Source organism: Mycobacterium gordonae (assembly GCF_001417955.2).
Classification (GTDB): Bacteria; Actinomycetota; Actinomycetes; order Mycobacteriales; family Mycobacteriaceae; genus Mycobacterium; species Mycobacterium gordonae_B.
Genome location: NZ_LKTM01000371.1, coordinates 1 through 17,063 on the forward strand (window position 1 = coordinate 1; position 17,063 = coordinate 17,063).

The following is a 17,063-nucleotide window of genomic DNA, read 5'->3' on the forward strand; positions in this document are numbered from 1 at the left end:
CCCTCCCGGCTACGGTCCGCCATTGATGCCGGGTGCGGTAAAGCCCGGCATCATCCCGCTGCGGCCGCTCACTCTGAGCGACATCTTCAACGGCGCGGTCGGCTACATCCGGGCCAATCCGAAGCCGACTCTGGGCATCACCGCCATGGTCGTCGTCGTCATGCAGGTGATCTCACTGCTGGCGACCATCGGCCCACTGGCCGCCGCGAACTCGTTGCAGACCAACAAGTCCGAGCCCAGCCTCGGAGCCCTCGGGGCATGGACGGCGTCACTGGGCGGCAGCGCCCTGGTCAGCTGGCTGGGCAGCATGCTGCTCAGCGGGATGTTGACCGTCATCGTCGGGCGCGCGGTCTTCGGCTCGCCGATCACCATCGCCGAAGCGTGGGCCAAGGTCCGCGGCCGGTTACTGGCCCTGCTCGGCCTGGCACTGCTGGAGGCCGTCGGGCTGGCCGTGATCATCGGCCTGGTGGTGGTGATCCTGATCGGCGTGGGCGTGGCCGCCAACGCCGGTGCAGCCGTGCTGCTCGGATTCCCGTTGCTGTTGCTGGTCATTGCGCTGCTGGCCTACGCGTATACCGTGCTGTTGTTCGCGCCGGTGCTGATCGTGCTGGAGCGGTTGCCGGTATTCGACGCCATCACAAGGTCTTTCCGCTTGGTGCGCAACGGCTTTTGGCGGGTACTGGGCATCCGCGTGCTGGCGGCCATGGTGGTCGGCATCGTCGGCGGTGCGATCTCGGCACCGTTCAGCATCGTCGGCCAGGTGCTGCTGATGGGCGCGTCAAGCACCACAACGCTACTGGTGGGCACCACCTTGTCGTCCATCGGAGGAGGAATCAGCCAGATCGTCACCACGCCGTTCGTCGCCGGCGTCGTCGTGCTGCTCTACACCGACCGTCGGATCCGTGCCGAGGCCTTCGACCTGGTGCTGCAAACCGGCGCCGCCGGTGGGCCGGCCGCCGTGGAATCCACCGACAACCTCTGGCTGACCCGGCCTTACTGAGGAGCACAGTGCCCGCCATCGACATCGACCGCGATGCCGCGCATGATGCTGCGCAGCGCGAGTTGAACAAGCCGATCTACCCCAGGCCGTCGTTGACCGACGAAATCATGGACAAGATCAATGAATTCCTGCTCAAGCTCATCCTGAAGACTTCGCACGTATCCGGCGGATGGTTCACCGTCACCGTGCTGGTGATCCTGGCGGCCATCGCGATCTTCGTCGCGATCCGTATCGCGCGGCGCACCATGCGCACCAATCGCGGCGGCGACTACGAACTCTTCGACGCCGGCCAATTGACCGCGGCTCAGCATCGTGCGACCGCGGAATCTTTTGCCGCCGATGGTAATTGGGCGGCAGCGATCCGACATCGGCTGCGCGCGGTGGCCCGCGAGCTGGAGGAGACGGGCGTACTGACCCAGGTTCCGGGCCGCACCGCCAACGAGCTGGCCCACGACGCCGGCGAAGCACTGCCCCATCTGGCAGCGGAATTGTCGCAAGCGGCAACGGCTTTCAACGACGTCACCTACGGCGAGCGTCCCGGAACCCAGGCCGCATATCAGATGATCGCCGACCTCGACGACCATCTTCGGTCGAGGTCCGCCACATCTCCCGTCGTCGCGCAGGCCGCGGCACCGGACTCGTGGGCGAAGGTCCGGTGACGGCCACCCTTCCCGGTGCGCCAACCGGCACCGTGCAGCAACGCCGCCCCTGGCGCGGGGTGTTGCTCACGCTGGCGGTCCTGGCCGTCGTCGCGTCGATCACCACGTACCTCACGGCGCCGCGACCCGGCGGCACGATGGACCCCGAGGCCACCAGCCCCGCCGGCGCGCACGCTCTGGTGACACTGCTGCGCGAGGCCGGCGTCGACGTGGTGGTCGCGGACACCGTCGCCGAGGTCCAGCGCGCAGCGCGGGCGGACACGTTGCTGTTGGTGGCGCAGTCGCAGCACGTGACCGACAATTCGTTGCTGCACGACCTGGCCGACGTCCCGGGGGATCTGCTGCTGGTGGACCCCACGTCGCGCACCCGCGCGGCACTGACACCGAAGCTGCGTGTCGGGGCCGCCAGCAATTTGGAGAACGAACCGAATTGCCAGCTGCCGCAGGCTAATCGAGCCGGTGCGGTCAACCTCGGCTCCAGCGACGCGTACCGGGCGACAGGCGACCTCGACCTGGTCAGCTGCTACGGCGGGGCACTGGTCAGCTACCGCGACGGAGGCCGCACCGTCACCGTGGTGGGCACCAGCCACTTCATGCAGAACGACGGTCTTCTGGAAGAAGGCAACGCGGCGCTGGCCATGAATCTCGCGGGCACCCGGTCCCGGCTGATCTGGTACGCCCCACAGCGGGTTGAGGGACACACGTCGGCGCCGGGATCGATCATGGACCTGATTCCGGAGAACGTGACGTGGATGGTCTGGCAGCTCTGGCTGGTGGTGATCCTGGTCGCGTTGTGGAAGGGCCGCCGGATCGGCCCGCTGGTCGCCGAGGAGCTCCCCGTGGTGGTGCGCGCCTCTGAGACGGTGGAGGGCCGCGGCCGTCTCTACCGCTCACGGCGGGCCCGCGACCGCGCCGCGGAAGCACTGCGCACGGCGGCGCTGCAACGCCTGGTCCCCCGGCTCGGCCTGGGGCCCAACGCGGCGCCACCCGCGGTGGTGATGACGGTGGCACAGCGCAGTGGCGCCGACCCGGACTTCGTCCAGTACCACTTGTTCGGCCCCCCGCCGGCCAATGACTCCGACCTACTCCACCTAGCCCGAGCGCTCGACGACATCGAAAGGCAGGTCACCCACTCGTGACAGAACCGGATTCCGCCCGCGAGGCATTGCTGGGATTGCGCGCCGAGATCGGCAAAGCGGTCGTCGGACAGGAAGGCGTCGTCAGCGGCCTGGTGATCGCCTTGTTGTGCCGCGGCCACGTGCTGCTGGAAGGCGTTCCCGGCGTGGCCAAGACGCTGATGATCCGCGCCATGGCCGCCGCGCTGCAACTGGAGTTCAAGCGGGTCCAGTTCACCCCGGACCTGATGCCCGGTGACGTCACCGGATCGCTGGTCTACGACACCCACACCGCGGAGTTCGCCTTCCGGCCGGGCCCGGTGTTCACCAATCTGCTGCTGGCCGACGAGATCAACCGCACGCCACCCAAGACACAGGCGGCGCTGCTCGAAGCGATGGAGGAGCGCCAGGTCAGCGTGGACGGCGAGCCGAAACCGCTGCCCGATCCGTTCATCGTCGCCGCCACCCAGAACCCGATCGAGTACGAGGGCACCTATCAACTGCCCGAAGCCCAACTCGACCGCTTCCTGCTCAAACTGAATGTCACACTGCCGCCCCGCGATGCCGAGATCGCAATCCTCAGCCGGCACGCGCATGGTTTCGATCCGCGTGACCTGTCAGCGATCAAGCCCGTAGCGGGACCGGCCGAGCTGGCGGCCGGCCGCGAAGCGGTGCGTCAGGTGCTGATCGCCGACGAGGTGCTGGGCTACATCGTCGACATCGTCGGCGCAACCCGCTCCTCCCCCGCCCTGCAGCTGGGAGTCTCACCCCGCGGGGCCACCGCCCTGCTCGGCACCGCCCGGTCCTGGGCCTGGCTGTCCGGACGTAACTACGTCACCCCCGACGACGTGAAGGCGATGGCCCGTCCGACGCTGCGGCACCGGGTCATGCTGCGTCCGGAAGCCGAGCTCGAGGGCGCCACCCCCGACGGCGTGCTGGACGGCATCCTGGCCTCGGTCCCGGTTCCACGCTAGTGATCCTCACCGGCCGCACCGGACTGCTCGCGCTCGTCTGCGTCCTGCCGATCGCGGTATCACCCTGGCCGGCAAGGGCTTTCGCGATCCTTCTGGCTGTGTTGGCGATTCTGGTCAGCATTGACGTGATGTTGGCCGCCAGTCCCCGCCGGCTGCGCTTCACCCGATCGCCCAACGGTTCGGTCCGGTTGGGTCAACCGGTGGACGCGGGTCTGGCTGTCCACAACGACGGCCGCCGCCGCTTCCGCGGCCAGGTGCGCGATGCGTGGCCGCCCAGTGCCCGGGGCGAGCCGCGGACCCACCGTTTGAGCATCGCGTCCGGGCAGAGCCAGCAGGTGCACACGCACCTACGGCCGGTTCGGCGCGGCGACCAACGCGCCGCGCTGGTGACGGCGCGCTCCATCGGGCCGCTGGGTTTCGCGGGCCGGCAGAGTTCGCAACCGGTGCCCGGCCAGGTGCGGGTGTTGCCGCCGTTCCTGTCCCGCAAGCACCTGCCGTCGCGACTGGCGAAGCTGCGGGAGATCGACGGACTGCTGCCGACGCTGATCCGGGGGCAGGGCACCGAATTCGATTCGCTGCGTGAGTATGTCGTCGGTGACGACGTCCGCTCGATCGACTGGCGGGCCAGCGCCCGGCGCAGCGACGTCATGGTCCGCACCTGGCGGCCCGAACGGGATCGGCGCGTGGTGATCGTGCTCGACACCGGACGGATGGCGGCCGGGCGCGTCGGTGTCGACCCCACGGCGGCCGACCCGGCCGGCTGGCCCCGACTGGACTGGGCGATGGACGCCGCGCTGTTGTTGGCGGCGTTGGCATCTCGCGCCGGTGACCACGTCGACTTCCTGGCTCATGACCGGGTGGGCCGGGCCGCCGTTTTCGGTGCGTCGCGTACCGAACTGCTTGCCCAACTGGTCGACGCGATGGCCCCGCTGCAACCGGCGCTCATCGAATCCGATTGGCGGGCAATGGTGGCCGCGATTCTGCGGCGGACCCGGCGGCGGTCGCTGGTGGTGTTGCTCACCGACCTGAACTCGACCGCCCTCGACGAGGGCTTGCTGCCGATGATTCCGCAGTTGTCGGCCAAACACCATGTGCTGGTTGCCGCCGTGTCCGACCCACGCGTCGACGAACTCGCGGCCGGGCGCAGCGACGCGGCCGCGGTGTATGACGCGGCGGCGGCCGAACGGTCCCGCAACGAGCGGCGGGCCATCGCCTCGCGGCTGCGGCGCAGCGGGGTGGAAGTCGTCGACGCACCACCCACCGACATCGCACCCAGCCTCGCGGACCGCTATCTGGCCATGAAGGCGACCGGGCAGCTCTGACTACCCGGTGGGGACGTAGTCCGGGGCGTCCTCGATATCGCCGGTCTCACCGGCAGCAACGCCCCGGCGTCCGAAGTAGACGATGTAGGCGAGGAACGCCGCCTCGGCAAGGACGCCGACGGCGATACGCGCGAACGTGGGCAACGGCGACGGCGTCACCATCGCTTCGATCAACCCCGACACCAGCAACACCCCCACCAGTCCCACGGCAACCGAGACCACGCCGCGGCCTTCCTCGGCCAGAACCTGGCCACGCGGCCGATCACCGGGCGAAATCACCGACCACCCCAACCGCATCCCCACGGCGGCGGCCAGGAACACCGCGGTCAGCTCCAGCAGGCCGTGCGGCAGCAGCAAACCCAGCAGCAAGCCACCCTTGCCCGCCGGGAACATCAGACCGGCGATGACCCCCACGTTGGCGGCGTTCTGGAACAGCACGAACGGTATCGGCACGCCGAGCACCACCGCCATCGCGATGCATTTGGCAGCCACCCACGAGTTGTTCACCCAGACCTGCAGGGCGAACGCCCCGGCGGGGTGCTCGCTGTAGTAAGACTCCACGTCGTGATTGATGAGTTGGTCGATGTCAGCCGGCGTCCCGACGACCGACTGCACCTCGGGACTGCCGGCCACCCAGAACGCCATGACCACCACCACCGCGAAGAACGCCACGGCCGACGCCGACCACCATCGCCAGGAACGGTAGGCGACCACCGGAAAGGACACTGTCCAGAAGCGGACGAAGGTACTGGTCAAGGGGGCATGGGCGCCGGTGACCGCGGACCGGGCTCGCGCCACCAGGCTGGACAGCCGGCCGGTGATCAGCGAATCCGACGACACCGACCGCAGGATCGACAGATGGGTGGACACCCGCTGATACAGCTCGACGAGTTCATCGATCTCGGCGCCCGTCAGCGAACGCCGCTTCTTGATCAACTGGTCGAGTCGGTCCCAGGTGCCTCGATGGGTGAGCAGGAACGCGTCGACGTCCACTTGGGCAGCCTACCCAGCCTGTAGCGTTTCGGGTTATGTCGGAGGTGGTGACCGGGGACGCCGTGGTGCTCGACGTCCAGATAGCCCAGCTACCGGTGCGCGCAATCAGCGCGATCATCGACCTCACCGTCGTCTTCATCGCCTACATCGTGGGAGTGATGCTGTGGGCGGCCTCCCTCTCCCAGTTCGACGAGGCCCTGACCGTCGCCTTCCTGATCATTTTCACGGTGCTGGCCATGGTCGGTTACCCGGTGGCCATCGAAATGGCGACCCGGGGTCGCTCGGTCGGCAAGATCGTGATGGGCCTGCGGGTCGTCTCCGACGACGGTGGCCCGGAACGGTTCCGGCAGGCGCTGTTCCGCGCGCTGGCCGCCGTGGTGGAGATCTGGATGCTGCTCGGCAGCCCCGCGGTGATCTGCAGCGTGCTCTCCCCGAAAGCCAAGCGGGTCGGCGACATCTTCGCCGGCACCGTCGTGGTCAGCGAACGCGGACCACGGATCAGTCCGCCGCCGGTGATGCCACCGGCACTGGCCGGGTGGGCGGCGTCGTTGCAACTGTCCGGACTGACCACCGGCCAGGCCGAAGTGGCCCGGCAATTCCTGTCGCGGGCGCATCAACTCGACCCGGCGCTGCGCGATCAAATGGCTTATCGGATTGCCAGTGACGTGGTGTCGCACATCGCGCCGCCGCCTCCGCCGGGCGTACCGCCGCAGCTGGTCCTGGCCGCGGTGCTCGCCGAGCGGCACCGGCGGGAACTCGCTCGCCTGCGTCCGGCACCCGCGCCGGGCTGGCCTCAGCAGCAGGGTTGGCCGAACTACCAGCCGCCGGCACCGGGCTGGACTCCCACTCCTGCGCCGCCCCCGCAGAACCCCGAACCCGGCGGCTTCTCCTTACCGAGCTAGTACTGGGCGACGGAGGCCGCCAGTATGGCCACGTCGGTCACCAACAACGCCAGCCCGAACAGGGGCACCGCGATACCCCCGTGCCGCTTTGCGGTGAAGACCGAGGTGACGATCACCAGGACGGCGACCAGCGGCGGACCGTAGAAGAAGACGTCGAAGCTGATTCCGCCGCCGAGGCTCGGGCAACGGTTCTGGGCGCAGGAGTCGGTACTCATCACGGCGCCGAGTGCGAAAAGCATCACGATCGCGGCACCTGGCACGGTCAGCAGGGCCAACACCCAGTTGACCCGCGACCGGGCCTTCTCGCCGTCGTCACCGTGTTGCGTCGGATCGGTGGCGCTGCCGGGGCCGGTCATGGTCCGGAAGCGGTTATTGCCATTCACCCGTCAGGTGCTACCCGGCGTTCAGGGTGTGCAAACGGTCGAGATTCGGGGCGAGTGCCCGTACCGCCGTCACCGAGCCTGCAGATTTGGTTGCCCCGGGGAAGGCCCCGCCGCTTGCCGTCCGATAGTTTACGATATATCGTGATACATAGTGATACACCGGAGCGCCGCCTCGGCGCTTCCCCTGACTGAAGGAACACAGACATGAACACCCTTTTCACCCCGCCTACCGGGCCTTTCGGCCCACGCCCCGGTTTCGGCTTCGGACCCGGCGCTCGGCGGCAGGCCCGTCGGGAATTCTTCGAGAACTTGCGCGAGCAGGCGGGCGAGCACGGCGGCCCGATGGGCTTCGGGCCCGGTTTCGGCCCCGGCTTCGGTCCCGGGTTCGGTCCCGGCTTCGGATTCGGCCCGGGTGGCCGCGGCGGACGCCGTGGCGGCCGGGGCCGGCGCGGTGACGTGCGCGCCGCCATCCTGGTGCTGCTGAACGAGCGGCCCATGCACGGCTACGAGATGATTCAGCAGATCGCCGAACGCAGCAACGGAATCTGGAAGCCGAGCCCCGGTTCGGTGTACCCGACCCTGCAACTGCTGGACGACGAGGGGCTGATCACCGCCAGCGAGACAGACGGCAGCAAGAAGCTGTTCGAGCTGACCGACGACGGTCGCACCGAGGCGGCAAAGGTCGAGACCCCGCCGTGGGACGAGATCGCCGAAGGCGTGGACCCGGGACACCTCAATCTCCGCAGCGCCGCCCGCCAGCTCTTCGGCGCCGTCGGGCAGTCAGCCCACGCGGCCAGTGCTGAACAGCAGCAACGCATCGTCGACGTGCTCAACAACGCACGTCGGGAGATCTACGGCATCCTCGGCGAGGACTGAGGCCCGTCGCGGCGGACCCTGGATCAGGACACGTCGACCCAGTCCAGGGTCCGCTGCACCGCCTTGCGCCATCCCGCGTATCCGGCGGCGCGCTGGTCGTCGTCCCAGTTGGGCGTCCAGCGCTTGTCCTCCTGCCAGTTGGCCCGCAGCTCGGACGGACCGGACCAGAATCCGACGGCCAGGCCAGCCGCGTAGGCGGCACCGAGCGCGGTCGTCTCGGCGACCACCGGCCGCACCACATCCACACCCAGCACGTCGGCCTGAATCTGCATGCACAACTCGTTGCTGGTGATCCCGCCGTCGACCTTCAAGACCTCGAGGCTTACTCCGGAGTCGGCCTGCATGGCGTCCACCACGTCGCGGCTCTGGTAGCAGATCGCCTCCAGCGTGGCGCGAGCCAGATGAGCGTTGGTGTTGAACCGGGACAGCCCGACGATCGCCCCGCGGGCGTCGGATCGCCAATAGGGCGCGAACAACCCGGAGAACGCCGGCACGAAGTACACCCCGCCGTTGTCGGCGACCTGCCGGGCCAGCGACTCGCTCTGCGAGGCGCCGCTGATGATGCCCAACTGGTCGCGCAGCCACTGCACCGCGGAGCCCGTCACCGCGATCGAGCCCTCCAGGGCGTACACGGGCTTGGCGTCCCCGAACTGGTAACACACCGTGGTGAGCAGCCCGTTCTGGGACCGCACAATCGTCTCGCCGGTGTTCAGCAGCAGGAAGTTACCGGTGCCGTAGGTGTTCTTCGCCTCGCCGGCGTCCAGGCAGACCTGGCCGACCATGGCCGCATGCTGGTCACCCAGGACACCGGTGATCGGGACCTCACCGCCGAAGGGGCCGGTATCGGACGTCACGCCGTAGGGCTGCAGCGGCGACGACGGCTCGATCTTGGGCAGCATCTCCCGCGGGATGGAGAAGAACGACAGCAATTCGTCGTCCCAGTCCAGCGTCTCCAGGTTCATCAGCATGGTCCGGCTGGCATTGGTCACATCGGTGACGTGCACGCCACCGCGCGGGCCGCCGGTCAGATTCCACAACACCCAGGTGTCGGGGGTGCCGAACAGCGCGTCACCCTTTTCCGCGGCCGCGCGCACCCCGTCGACGTTCTCCAGAATCCACTGCAGCTTGCCGCCGGAGAAGTAAGTGGCCGGCGGCAGACCTGCCTTGCGCCGGATCACGTCGCCGCGGCCGTCCCGGTCCAGCGCGGACGCGATGCGGTCGGTTCGGGTGTCCTGCCAGACGATCGCGTTGTAGTAGGGTCTTCCGGTTTTGCGGTTCCACACCAGCGTCGTCTCACGCTGGTTGGTGATCCCGAGTGCCGCAATATCTTTCGAAGATATGTTGCTGGCGTTCAGCACGGACATCAGCACCGACGCGGTGCGCTCCCAGATCTCCACCGGGTTGTGTTCGACCCAGCCGGCCCGCGGCAGGATCTGATCATGCTCGAGTTGATGACGGGCCACCTCGGCGCCGTCGTGATCGAAGATCATGCAGCGGGTACTGGTGGTGCCCTGGTCGATGGCTGCGATGAATTCCGGCGACTCAGCCAACTCGGCCTCTCCTAGGGTGGCGTTGGACACTGCAGGTACATGATGGCGCAGTGTCGGGCCGGGTTGCGCGCGGCCCGGGAAACCTGTTCCATCGGTCAGGTGGGCGAAGAGGTCAAGCGCACCACGTATGACCGCGCACATCGGCGGGAGTACCGGCGCAAAGTGCGGGTGTGTCTCGACGTCTTCGAGACGATGCTCTCGCGCACCAGCTTCGATTCGGAGCACCCGCTCACCGGCATGGAAATCGAATGCAACCTGGTCGACGCCGAATACCAGCCGGCGATGTCGAACCGGCACGTGCTGGACGCCATCGACGATCCCGCGTATCAGACCGAATTGGGCGCCTACAACATCGAATTCAATGTTCCGCCCCGCCCGCTACCCGGACACACCACGCTGGACCTGGAGAAGGACGTACGAGCCAGCCTCAACGACGCCGAACTCAAGGCCAACGCCAGTGGTTCGCACATCGTCATGATCGGCATCCTGCCCACCCTGATGCCCAAGCATCTGTCGGAGGGCTGGATGAGCGAGTCGAACCGGTACGCAGCCCTCAACGAGTCGATCTTGGAGGGCCGCGGGGAGGACATCCCCATCAACATCGCCGGCCCCGAACCCCTGAGCTGGCAGGCCGCTTCCATCGCGCCCGAATCCGCCTGCACCAGCACGCAATTGCACCTGCAAGTGGCTCCAGAAGACTTCGCCGCCAACTGGAACGCGGCGCAGGCGCTGGCCGGCCCGCAACTCGCACTGGCCGCGAACTCGCCGTTTTTCTTCGGCCATCACCTGTGGGCGGAGACCCGCATCGAACTGTTCGCCCAGTCCACCGACACCCGCCCCGAAGAACTGAAAACCCAGGGCGTCCGGCCGCGAGTCTGGTTCGGCGAGCGCTGGATCGCCTCGGCCGTCGACCTGTTCAAGGAGAACATCAAGTACTTCCCGTCACTGCTGCCGGAACTGTCCGATGAGGATCCCGTCGCGGAACTGACGGCGGGACGTACACCGCGCCTGGCCGAACTGCGCCTGCACAACGGCACCGTGTACCGGTGGAACCGGCCGGTGTACGACGTCTCCGATGGTCGCCCACAGCTGCGGCTGGAGAACCGGGTACTGCCAGCCGGACCGAGTGTCGTTGACATGCTGGCCAATTCAGCGTTCTACTACGGAATGCTGCGGACCATGTCCGAAGCCGAACAGCCGGTGTGGTCGCAGATGGGTTTTCCGGTGGCGCACCGGAATTTCCTGGACGCCGCTCAACAAGGCATCGACGCGCAGCAGCACTGGCCGGGTGTCGGCGAGGTGAGCACCCAGAAGCTGGTGCTGGACACGCTGTTGCCGATGGCCCACGAGGGCTTACGGCGCTGGGGCGTCGATGCCGAAGTCCGCGACCGCTTCCTGGGCGTTATCGAGGGCCGGGCCAGAACCGGGCGCAACGGAGCCAGTTGGCAGGTAGCCACCGTCCGCGCACTGCAGGACGGGGGCATGACCCGGCCCCGGGCCCTGGCCGAGATGCTGCGCCGGTACTGCGAGCACATGCACGCCAATGAACCGGTGCACACGTGGCCCGTTCGCAGGCCCGACTAACCTATTTCGGCCAATTGCGTCAACCGCACGCTGTTGCCGGACGGGTCGCGGAACCCGCAGTCGATGCCATAGGGCATCTCATGCGGGTCTTCAGTGAATTCCACTCCGCGGGACTTCATTTCGCGATAGGTGGCCGCGCAGTCCTCGGTGGTGAGAAACACCGTGCCGGCGAAACCCTTAGCCATCACCTCGGCGACCTGCTGATGGGTCGCCGCGTCCATCACCGGCTCACCCGGAATCGCCATCAGCACGATGGACACGTCGTCCTGGCCGGGAGGGCCCACGGTGAGCCACCGGAAATCCAGGCCGGGCAGCGAAACATCCTGCCGCACTTCCATACCCACCTTTTCGGTCCAGTACTTCAGGGCGACTTCCTGGTCGTGCACCCAGAGGTGGGCGCTGGCAATCTTGAGCATGGCCACCACGCTACGACCCGGCCGGTCCGTGCGTCTTCTCCCCGCGTGCTGTCTTGACCCGACTGTCCGCGGGCGGTCGGGTGTCGCGCGCGAGGATGCAACTCGGCACCCGAGCGTGCACCGACGCAGGCGGGAGGCTCGCCCGGTAGGCGGCCGGCGGCAGGCCGTAGACGCGGGCGAAACTCGTTGTGAACGAACCGACGCTGCGCAGACCCACCATGACGGCGATGTCGGCGACGGACCGATCGGTGTGGCGCAGCAACGCCGCCGCGCGCTCCAGCCGGCGTGTCTGCAGGTACGAGCGCGGCGACTCACCAAAGGTGCGGGTGAACATCCGGCTGAAATGCGAACGGGACAGGCCCGCGGCCGCTGCCAGGTCGTCCACCGTGATCGGCTCGGCGTAGCGGGCGTCGGCAAAATCCTTCGCGCGTAGCAGATAGCGGGCCGGCGGCAGCTGCGGCATAACTCCCAGTATGCGACGGGCGTACGTTGGGAACCATGACGGATCAGGTGATGGACTGGGACGATGCGTACCAGGAGAGGGTCTTCCAGGCGCCGCCGCCGTGGAATATCGGTGAACCGCAGCCTGACTTGGCCGCGCTGATCGCCGCCGGAAAGGTCCGCGGTGACGTGCTGGACGCCGGATGCGGGGTCGCGGAATTGTCACTCGCGCTGGCGGCCGGCGGTTATACCGTTGTCGGTATTGACAATTCGCCTACCGCGATTGCGGAGGCGACGAAAGCCGCGCGCGAGCGCGGGCTCACTACCGCCACTTTTGTCGTGGACGACATCACGAAGTTCTCCGGTTATGACGGCCGATTCGGAACGGTGATCGACAGCACGCTGTTCCACTCACTGCCGGTCGAGGACCGCGACGCCTACCTACAGGCGATTCACCGGGCTGCCGCACCCGGCGCCGGCTACTTCGCCCTGGTGTTCGCCAAGGGCGCTTTCCCGGCCGAGGCCCCGTACCGGCCCAACGAGGTCGACGAGCAGGAACTACGTTCCGCCGTAAGCAAATACTGGGAGGTCGACGAGATTCGGCCCGCGGCGATCCACGGGAACATGCCGCAGCTGCCGGACATCCCTGAGCTTCCGGAAGGGTCCCCGCACCGTGTCGACGACAAGGGCCGCGTGATGATGCCCGCCTATCTGCTGAGCGCGCACAAGGCGGATCAGTAGTTCTGCAGGAAGATCCCGGCCAGGTTCGAACCGATGCTCTGCAGGCCGGACACGAAGCTGCTGACGTTGGCCGGCAGAGTGCCGATGTTTCCGAGACCCGACACTCCGCTGCCCAGGACCGAAAGACCCGAGGAACCTTCGCCGAACACGTTGTAGCCCGAAGCGCCGATGAGCCCCAACGGGTTTCCGCTGAAGAACCCGGACACCCCGCTGCCGTTGTTGAAGAATCCCGAGCTGTTGCCGCCGCCGGTGTTGAAGAAACCCGACGTCGTGAAGATGTTGTCGGTGGTGTTGCCGTAGCCCGGCGTCGGCGGAATCTGGAACTCGAACAGCTTCTGGCTCGGCAGGTGGATGCTCGGAATGTAGATGTCCGGCAGGTTGAAGGCGCCGACTCCGATTGGCGGAATGACCAGCGGCGGCGTGACGAAGCCCGGGAAGTCGATCTGCGGCAGGATGAACTCGCCGATGGCGATATTGGGAATCCCGATCGATGGCAGGTCGAACGCGGAGGCGATGACCTGGGGCAGGTTGAACGCACCCAGCGCGATCGGCGGAATCCCGATCTCGGGCAGCGAGAACGCCTCCGAAGTGAGTTGCGGAAGCAGGAAGTCGCCGATGGAGATCGGCGGGATCGTCAACGCCGGAGTGGAGAACTCGGGCCAGCTGATCGGCGGCAGCACGATCTCGCCGAGGTCGATCGGCGGAATGGTCAGCGGCGGGGTGGTGAATTCCGGCCAGCCGACCTGCGGCAGATCGAAGGAGCCGAGATTTATCGGCGGGATGGTCAAGGCCGGCGTCGAGAACTGCGGCCAACCCACCTGCGGCAGATCGAAGGAGCCGAGATTTATCGGCGGGATGGTCAACGCCGGCGTCGAGAACTGCGGCCAACCCACCTGCGGCAGATCGAAGGAGCCGAGATTTATCGGCGGGATGGTCAACGCCGGCGTCGAGAACTGCGGCCAACCCACCTGCGGCAGATCGAAGGAGCCGAGATTTATCGGCGGGATGGTCAACGCCGGCGTCGAGAACTGCGGCCAACCCACCTGCGGCAGATCGAAGGAGCCGAGATTTATCGGCGGGATGGTCAACGCCGGCGTCGAGAACTGCGGCCAACCCACCTGCGGCAGATCGAAGGAGCCGAGATTTATCGGCGGGATGGTCAACGCCGGCGTCGAGAACTGCGGCCAACCCACCTGCGGCAGATCGAAGGAGCCGAGATTTATCGGCGGGATGGTCAACGCCGGCGTCGAGAACTGCGGCCAACCCACCTGCGGCAGATCGAAGGAGCCGAGATTTATCGGCGGGATGGTCAACGCCGGCGTCGAGAACTGCGGCCAACCCACCTGCGGCAGATCGAAGGAGCCGAGATTTATCGGCGGGATGGTCAACGCCGGCGTCGAGAACTGCGGCCAACCCACCTGCGGCAGATCGAAGTCCCCGAGCTGAATCTGCGGAATGGTCAACGCCGGCGTCGAGAACTGCGGCCAACCGATCTGCGGCAGGGTGAAGCCGCTGAACTGCACTGGGTTGAAAGTGATGGACGGGATGTTGAAACCGGAGAGCCCGATCGACGGAATGATGTAGTTGCCACCGGCATTGCTGATGTTGAGAGTCGGCAGCGTCATCGCACCGATCTGGATGCTAGGGAAGCTGAATTGCTCGATGTAGCCCTGCGTCGTGAAGCCCAGCGAAATCGCATTGATATTGAAGGTACCGAGGTCAATTCGGTAGGTGGGGGCCGCGATGAAGCTCGTGTCCAGGGTAATGAGCGTCTGGTTTCCGCCTGGGACGGAGATGTTCGGGAACTGTATACGCGGGATATTGATCTGCGGAACGGTGACCGAAGGCAGGTTCCAGCCCGTGACAGTTACGGTCGGCGTCTGGAAGGGCGGAATGATTACCTGCGGTAGATTTATCGGTGGTACCGCTATAGGCGGCGTAGTGACGGACGGCAGGTTGAACCCTCCCACCGTAAGCGCCGGCGACTGGTAAGCCGGAACCGTTACCGCGGGTATACCGATCTGGGGCAGACCAAAGCTACCGATATTGATATTCGCGGGCGTCGTGTACGCCGGAATAGTGATCGCCGGAATACCGATCTGCGGCAGGGCGAAATTACCGATATTGATATTCGCCGGCGTCGTGTACGCCGGAATAGTGATCGCCGGAATGCCGATCTCCGGCAGCCCGAAGCTACCGATATTGATGTTCGCCGGCGTCGTGTACGCCGGAATAGTGATCGCCGGAATGCCGATCTGCGGCAGCGCGAAACTACCGATATTGATATTCGCCGGCGTCGTGTACGCCGGAATAGTGATCGCCGGAATGCCGATCTGCGGCAGGGCGAAACTGCCGATCGTGATGGTCGACGGCGTCGTGTACGCCGGAATGGTGATCGCCGGGATACCGATCGCCGGCGTCTCGAACGCACTCAGCGCGGCGATCGGTGACAGGAAGCCGCCGATGTTGATCGGCGGGACGGTGATCTCCGGCAGGCTGAACGCGGAGACCAGGACACTCTCGGGCGAGGTGAAGGGCCCGATGTTGATCGGCGGAATGCTGATCGTCGGCAGGTCGAACGGGAGGATGCGGATGTCCGACGGCGTCGTGAACGGCGGGATGGTGATGGGCGGGATGCTGATCTGCGGGGTGTTGAAGGCGCCGACCAGGATCTGCGAGATGTCGACCGGTGGAAGCTGAATGTCCGGGGTGGTGATGGCGACGACGACGCCACCCTGCTGGTCACCGGTCCAGCCGATGCCGTTGTTCATGTTTCCGGTGTTGAGGGCACCGGTGTTGAAGTTGCCCCAGTTGGAATAACCGGTATTGGTGTTGCCGATGTTGAAGCTGCCGGTGTTGTAGGAACCGGGGTTGACGTCGCCCGTGTTGAAGCTGCCAACGTTGTAGGTGCCCGTATTGGCGAAGCCTGCGTTGAAAGCTCCCGTATTGAATGTGCCCGGGTTGAATAAGCCGGTGTTGACGGTACCGGAGTTGCCGATGCCGGTGTTGAAGCTGCCCGAGTTGAAGAGTCCGTAGTTTCCGTGGCCCGAGTTGAAGAAGCCGATGTTTCCGGTGCCGGAGTTGAACAACCCGACGTTACCGCTGCCGGAATTCAGGTTGATGCCGAATTGGTTGTCACCGGTCAGCCCGATACCGATGTTGTTGTTACCGGTATTGCCGAAACCGATGTTGAAGTTACCGCTGTTGGCAAGACCCTTATTGCCGATGCCGAAGTTTCCGAGACCGATGTTGGACGTTCCCAGGTTGCCGAAGCCGATGCTGAAATTGCCGATGTTCGCATCGCCCAGGTTGGAAATGCCGAAGTTGCCACTGCCGATGTTGCCACTGCCGACGTTGCCGAAGCCGAAGTTGCTGGCACCGACATTCGCCCACCCGAGCGTCAGTTGCAGCGTCTCCCCGGCGGCGCTCGGAAGTCCGGCGGCAGCCGCGGACCCGGCGGCCAGCTGGGCCGGCAGACCGGCAAGGGCTTTCAGCGGCTCGGCGAACGGGGCGAGCGCGGCGGCCGCGGCAGAGGCACCGCTGTAGTAGCCGACCATCGCGGCCACATCCTGGGCCCACATCTCCTCGTAGACGGCTTCGGCCGCCGCGATGGCCGGTGCATTCTGTCCGAACAGGTTCGAGAGCACCAGTCGCACGAAGCCGGAACGGTTCGCCTGGACCGCTATCGGATGGACCGCCGCCGCCACGGCCGACTCGAATACCCCGACCACCGCCTTGGCCTGTACCGCCGCACCTGCAGCCTGCGTAGCCGCTGAATTCAACCAACCCGCATACGGGAGCGCCGCCGTGGCCATCGCCGCAGCCGCCGGCCCCTGCCACGCCTGACTGGTCAGGCCGGCCGTGACCGACGTGAAAGATTCTGCAGCCGAGTTCAATTCAGCGGCAAGGCCGTCCCAGGCCAACGCCGCATCCAGCAGCGGGCCGGGACCGGCGCCCGTGAAGAGCCGAAGCGAGTTGATCTCAGGTGGCAGCACTGAAAAATTCATCGGCGGAAGCACCCCTCATCACTGGATCGATCGCCAAGCGGCGAATCGCGGGAGCGTTAAGGAGCCCACCCTTGACGACCCGTTTGCATTCGAAGGCAGA

At 66.4% G+C, this 17,063-nt stretch carries 15 protein-coding genes; 9 read left to right on the forward strand and 6 right to left on the reverse strand.

From position 1 onward, the window contains the following. From AO501_RS30645 to AO501_RS30665, 5 genes are all read left to right on the forward strand, one after another. Positions 1 to 1,000: hypothetical protein (locus AO501_RS30645; protein WP_055581342.1), on the forward strand; the 1,000-nt coding region annotated here is incomplete at its 5' end. 8 nt (positions 1,001 to 1,008) lie between these two features. Then, positions 1,009 to 1,659, forward strand: a complete 651-nt coding sequence (locus AO501_RS30650) for a DUF4129 domain-containing protein (protein WP_055581343.1) — start codon at positions 1,009 to 1,011, stop codon at positions 1,657 to 1,659. After that, positions 1,641 to 2,798, forward strand: a complete 1,158-nt coding sequence (locus AO501_RS30655) for a DUF4350 domain-containing protein (RefSeq protein ID WP_371934990.1) — start codon at positions 1,641 to 1,643, stop codon at positions 2,796 to 2,798. Before AO501_RS30650 ends, AO501_RS30655 begins: the two co-directional genes overlap by 19 nt. Beyond that, the gene (locus tag AO501_RS30660; RefSeq protein WP_055581344.1) at positions 2,795 to 3,748 is read left to right on the forward strand and encodes an AAA family ATPase; all 954 of its coding nucleotides are present in this window, start codon (positions 2,795 to 2,797) and stop codon (positions 3,746 to 3,748) included. The genes AO501_RS30655 and AO501_RS30660 overlap by 4 nt, the downstream gene beginning before the upstream one ends. Further along, entirely contained in the window at positions 3,748 to 5,070 is a 1,323-nt protein-coding gene (locus tag AO501_RS30665; RefSeq protein ID WP_055581345.1) for a DUF58 domain-containing protein, read from the forward strand. The genes AO501_RS30660 and AO501_RS30665 overlap by 1 nt, the downstream gene beginning before the upstream one ends. Here the strand turns inward: AO501_RS30665 and AO501_RS30670 are convergent, their stop codons facing one another. Then, positions 5,071 to 6,063 carry a stage II sporulation protein M gene (locus AO501_RS30670; RefSeq protein ID WP_055581346.1) on the reverse strand — a complete coding sequence of 331 codons (993 nt, stop codon included), beginning with the start codon at positions 6,061 to 6,063 and terminating at the stop codon, positions 5,071 to 5,073. Between the two features lie 35 nt (positions 6,064 to 6,098). Here AO501_RS30670 and AO501_RS30675 point away from each other — a divergent pair, with 35 nt between their 5' ends. Next, positions 6,099 to 6,965, forward strand: a complete 867-nt coding sequence (locus AO501_RS30675) for an RDD family protein (RefSeq protein WP_055581347.1) — start codon at positions 6,099 to 6,101, stop codon at positions 6,963 to 6,965. Here the strand turns inward: AO501_RS30675 and AO501_RS30680 are convergent. Further along, the gene (locus tag AO501_RS30680; protein WP_231752666.1) at positions 6,962 to 7,348 is read right to left on the reverse strand and encodes a hypothetical protein; all 387 of its coding nucleotides are present in this window, start codon (positions 7,346 to 7,348) and stop codon (positions 6,962 to 6,964) included. The genes AO501_RS30675 and AO501_RS30680 overlap by 4 nt on opposite strands. Positions 7,349 to 7,552: 204 nt before the next feature. Here AO501_RS30680 and AO501_RS30685 point away from each other — a divergent pair, with 204 nt between their 5' ends. Then, entirely contained in the window at positions 7,553 to 8,224 is a 672-nt protein-coding gene (locus AO501_RS30685) for a PadR family transcriptional regulator (protein WP_055581349.1), read from the forward strand. A 23-nt stretch (positions 8,225 to 8,247) separates the two neighbouring features. On the opposite strand, the gene glpK is transcribed toward AO501_RS30685, so the two are convergent. Beyond that, positions 8,248 to 9,804 (reverse strand): glycerol kinase GlpK, encoded by a 1,557-nt coding sequence (gene glpK, locus AO501_RS30690; RefSeq protein ID WP_197419979.1) that lies wholly within the window; start codon positions 9,802 to 9,804, stop codon positions 8,248 to 8,250. A 69-nt stretch (positions 9,805 to 9,873) separates the two neighbouring features. Here glpK and AO501_RS30695 point away from each other — a divergent pair, with 69 nt between their 5' ends. After that, entirely contained in the window at positions 9,874 to 11,358 is a 1,485-nt protein-coding gene (locus tag AO501_RS30695; protein ID WP_055581366.1) for a glutamate-cysteine ligase family protein, read from the forward strand. Here AO501_RS30695 and AO501_RS30700 read toward each other — a convergent pair. Then, positions 11,355 to 11,774 carry a VOC family protein gene (locus AO501_RS30700; RefSeq protein ID WP_055581367.1) on the reverse strand — a complete coding sequence of 140 codons (420 nt, stop codon included), beginning with the start codon at positions 11,772 to 11,774 and terminating at the stop codon, positions 11,355 to 11,357. The genes AO501_RS30695 and AO501_RS30700 overlap by 4 nt on opposite strands. A gap of 10 nt (positions 11,775 to 11,784) precedes the next feature. After that, positions 11,785 to 12,237 (reverse strand): helix-turn-helix transcriptional regulator, encoded by a 453-nt coding sequence (locus AO501_RS30705; protein ID WP_055581350.1) that lies wholly within the window; start codon positions 12,235 to 12,237, stop codon positions 11,785 to 11,787. A gap of 35 nt (positions 12,238 to 12,272) precedes the next feature. Between AO501_RS30705 and AO501_RS30710 the strand changes: the two genes are divergently transcribed. After that, positions 12,273 to 12,956 (forward strand): class I SAM-dependent methyltransferase, encoded by a 684-nt coding sequence (locus AO501_RS30710; RefSeq protein WP_055581351.1) that lies wholly within the window; start codon positions 12,273 to 12,275, stop codon positions 12,954 to 12,956. Here AO501_RS30710 and AO501_RS30715 read toward each other — a convergent pair. Beyond that, on the reverse strand, positions 12,950 to 16,963 hold the full coding sequence (locus AO501_RS30715) for a PPE family protein (RefSeq protein WP_055581352.1): 4,014 nt from the start codon (positions 16,961 to 16,963) through the stop codon (positions 12,950 to 12,952). The genes AO501_RS30710 and AO501_RS30715 overlap by 7 nt on opposite strands. Positions 16,964 to 17,063 lie beyond the last annotated feature (100 nt).

Bases quoted from the DNA above. Each gene is read 5' to 3' on its own strand.
- AO501_RS30715 (WP_055581352.1), bottom strand. From the start codon at position 16,963: ATGAATTTTTCAGTGCTGCCACCTGAGATCAACTCGCTTCGGCTCTTC.
- AO501_RS30710 (WP_055581351.1), top strand. From the start codon at position 12,273: ATGACGGATCAGGTGATGGACTGGGACGATGCGTACCAGGAGAGGGTC.
- AO501_RS30700 (WP_055581367.1), bottom strand. From the start codon at position 11,774: ATGCTCAAGATTGCCAGCGCCCACCTCTGGGTGCACGACCAGGAAGTC.
- AO501_RS30705 (WP_055581350.1), bottom strand. From the start codon at position 12,237: ATGCCGCAGCTGCCGCCGGCCCGCTATCTGCTACGCGCGAAGGATTTT.
- AO501_RS30685 (WP_055581349.1), top strand. From the start codon at position 7,553: ATGAACACCCTTTTCACCCCGCCTACCGGGCCTTTCGGCCCACGCCCC.
- AO501_RS30675 (WP_055581347.1), top strand. From the start codon at position 6,099: ATGTCGGAGGTGGTGACCGGGGACGCCGTGGTGCTCGACGTCCAGATA.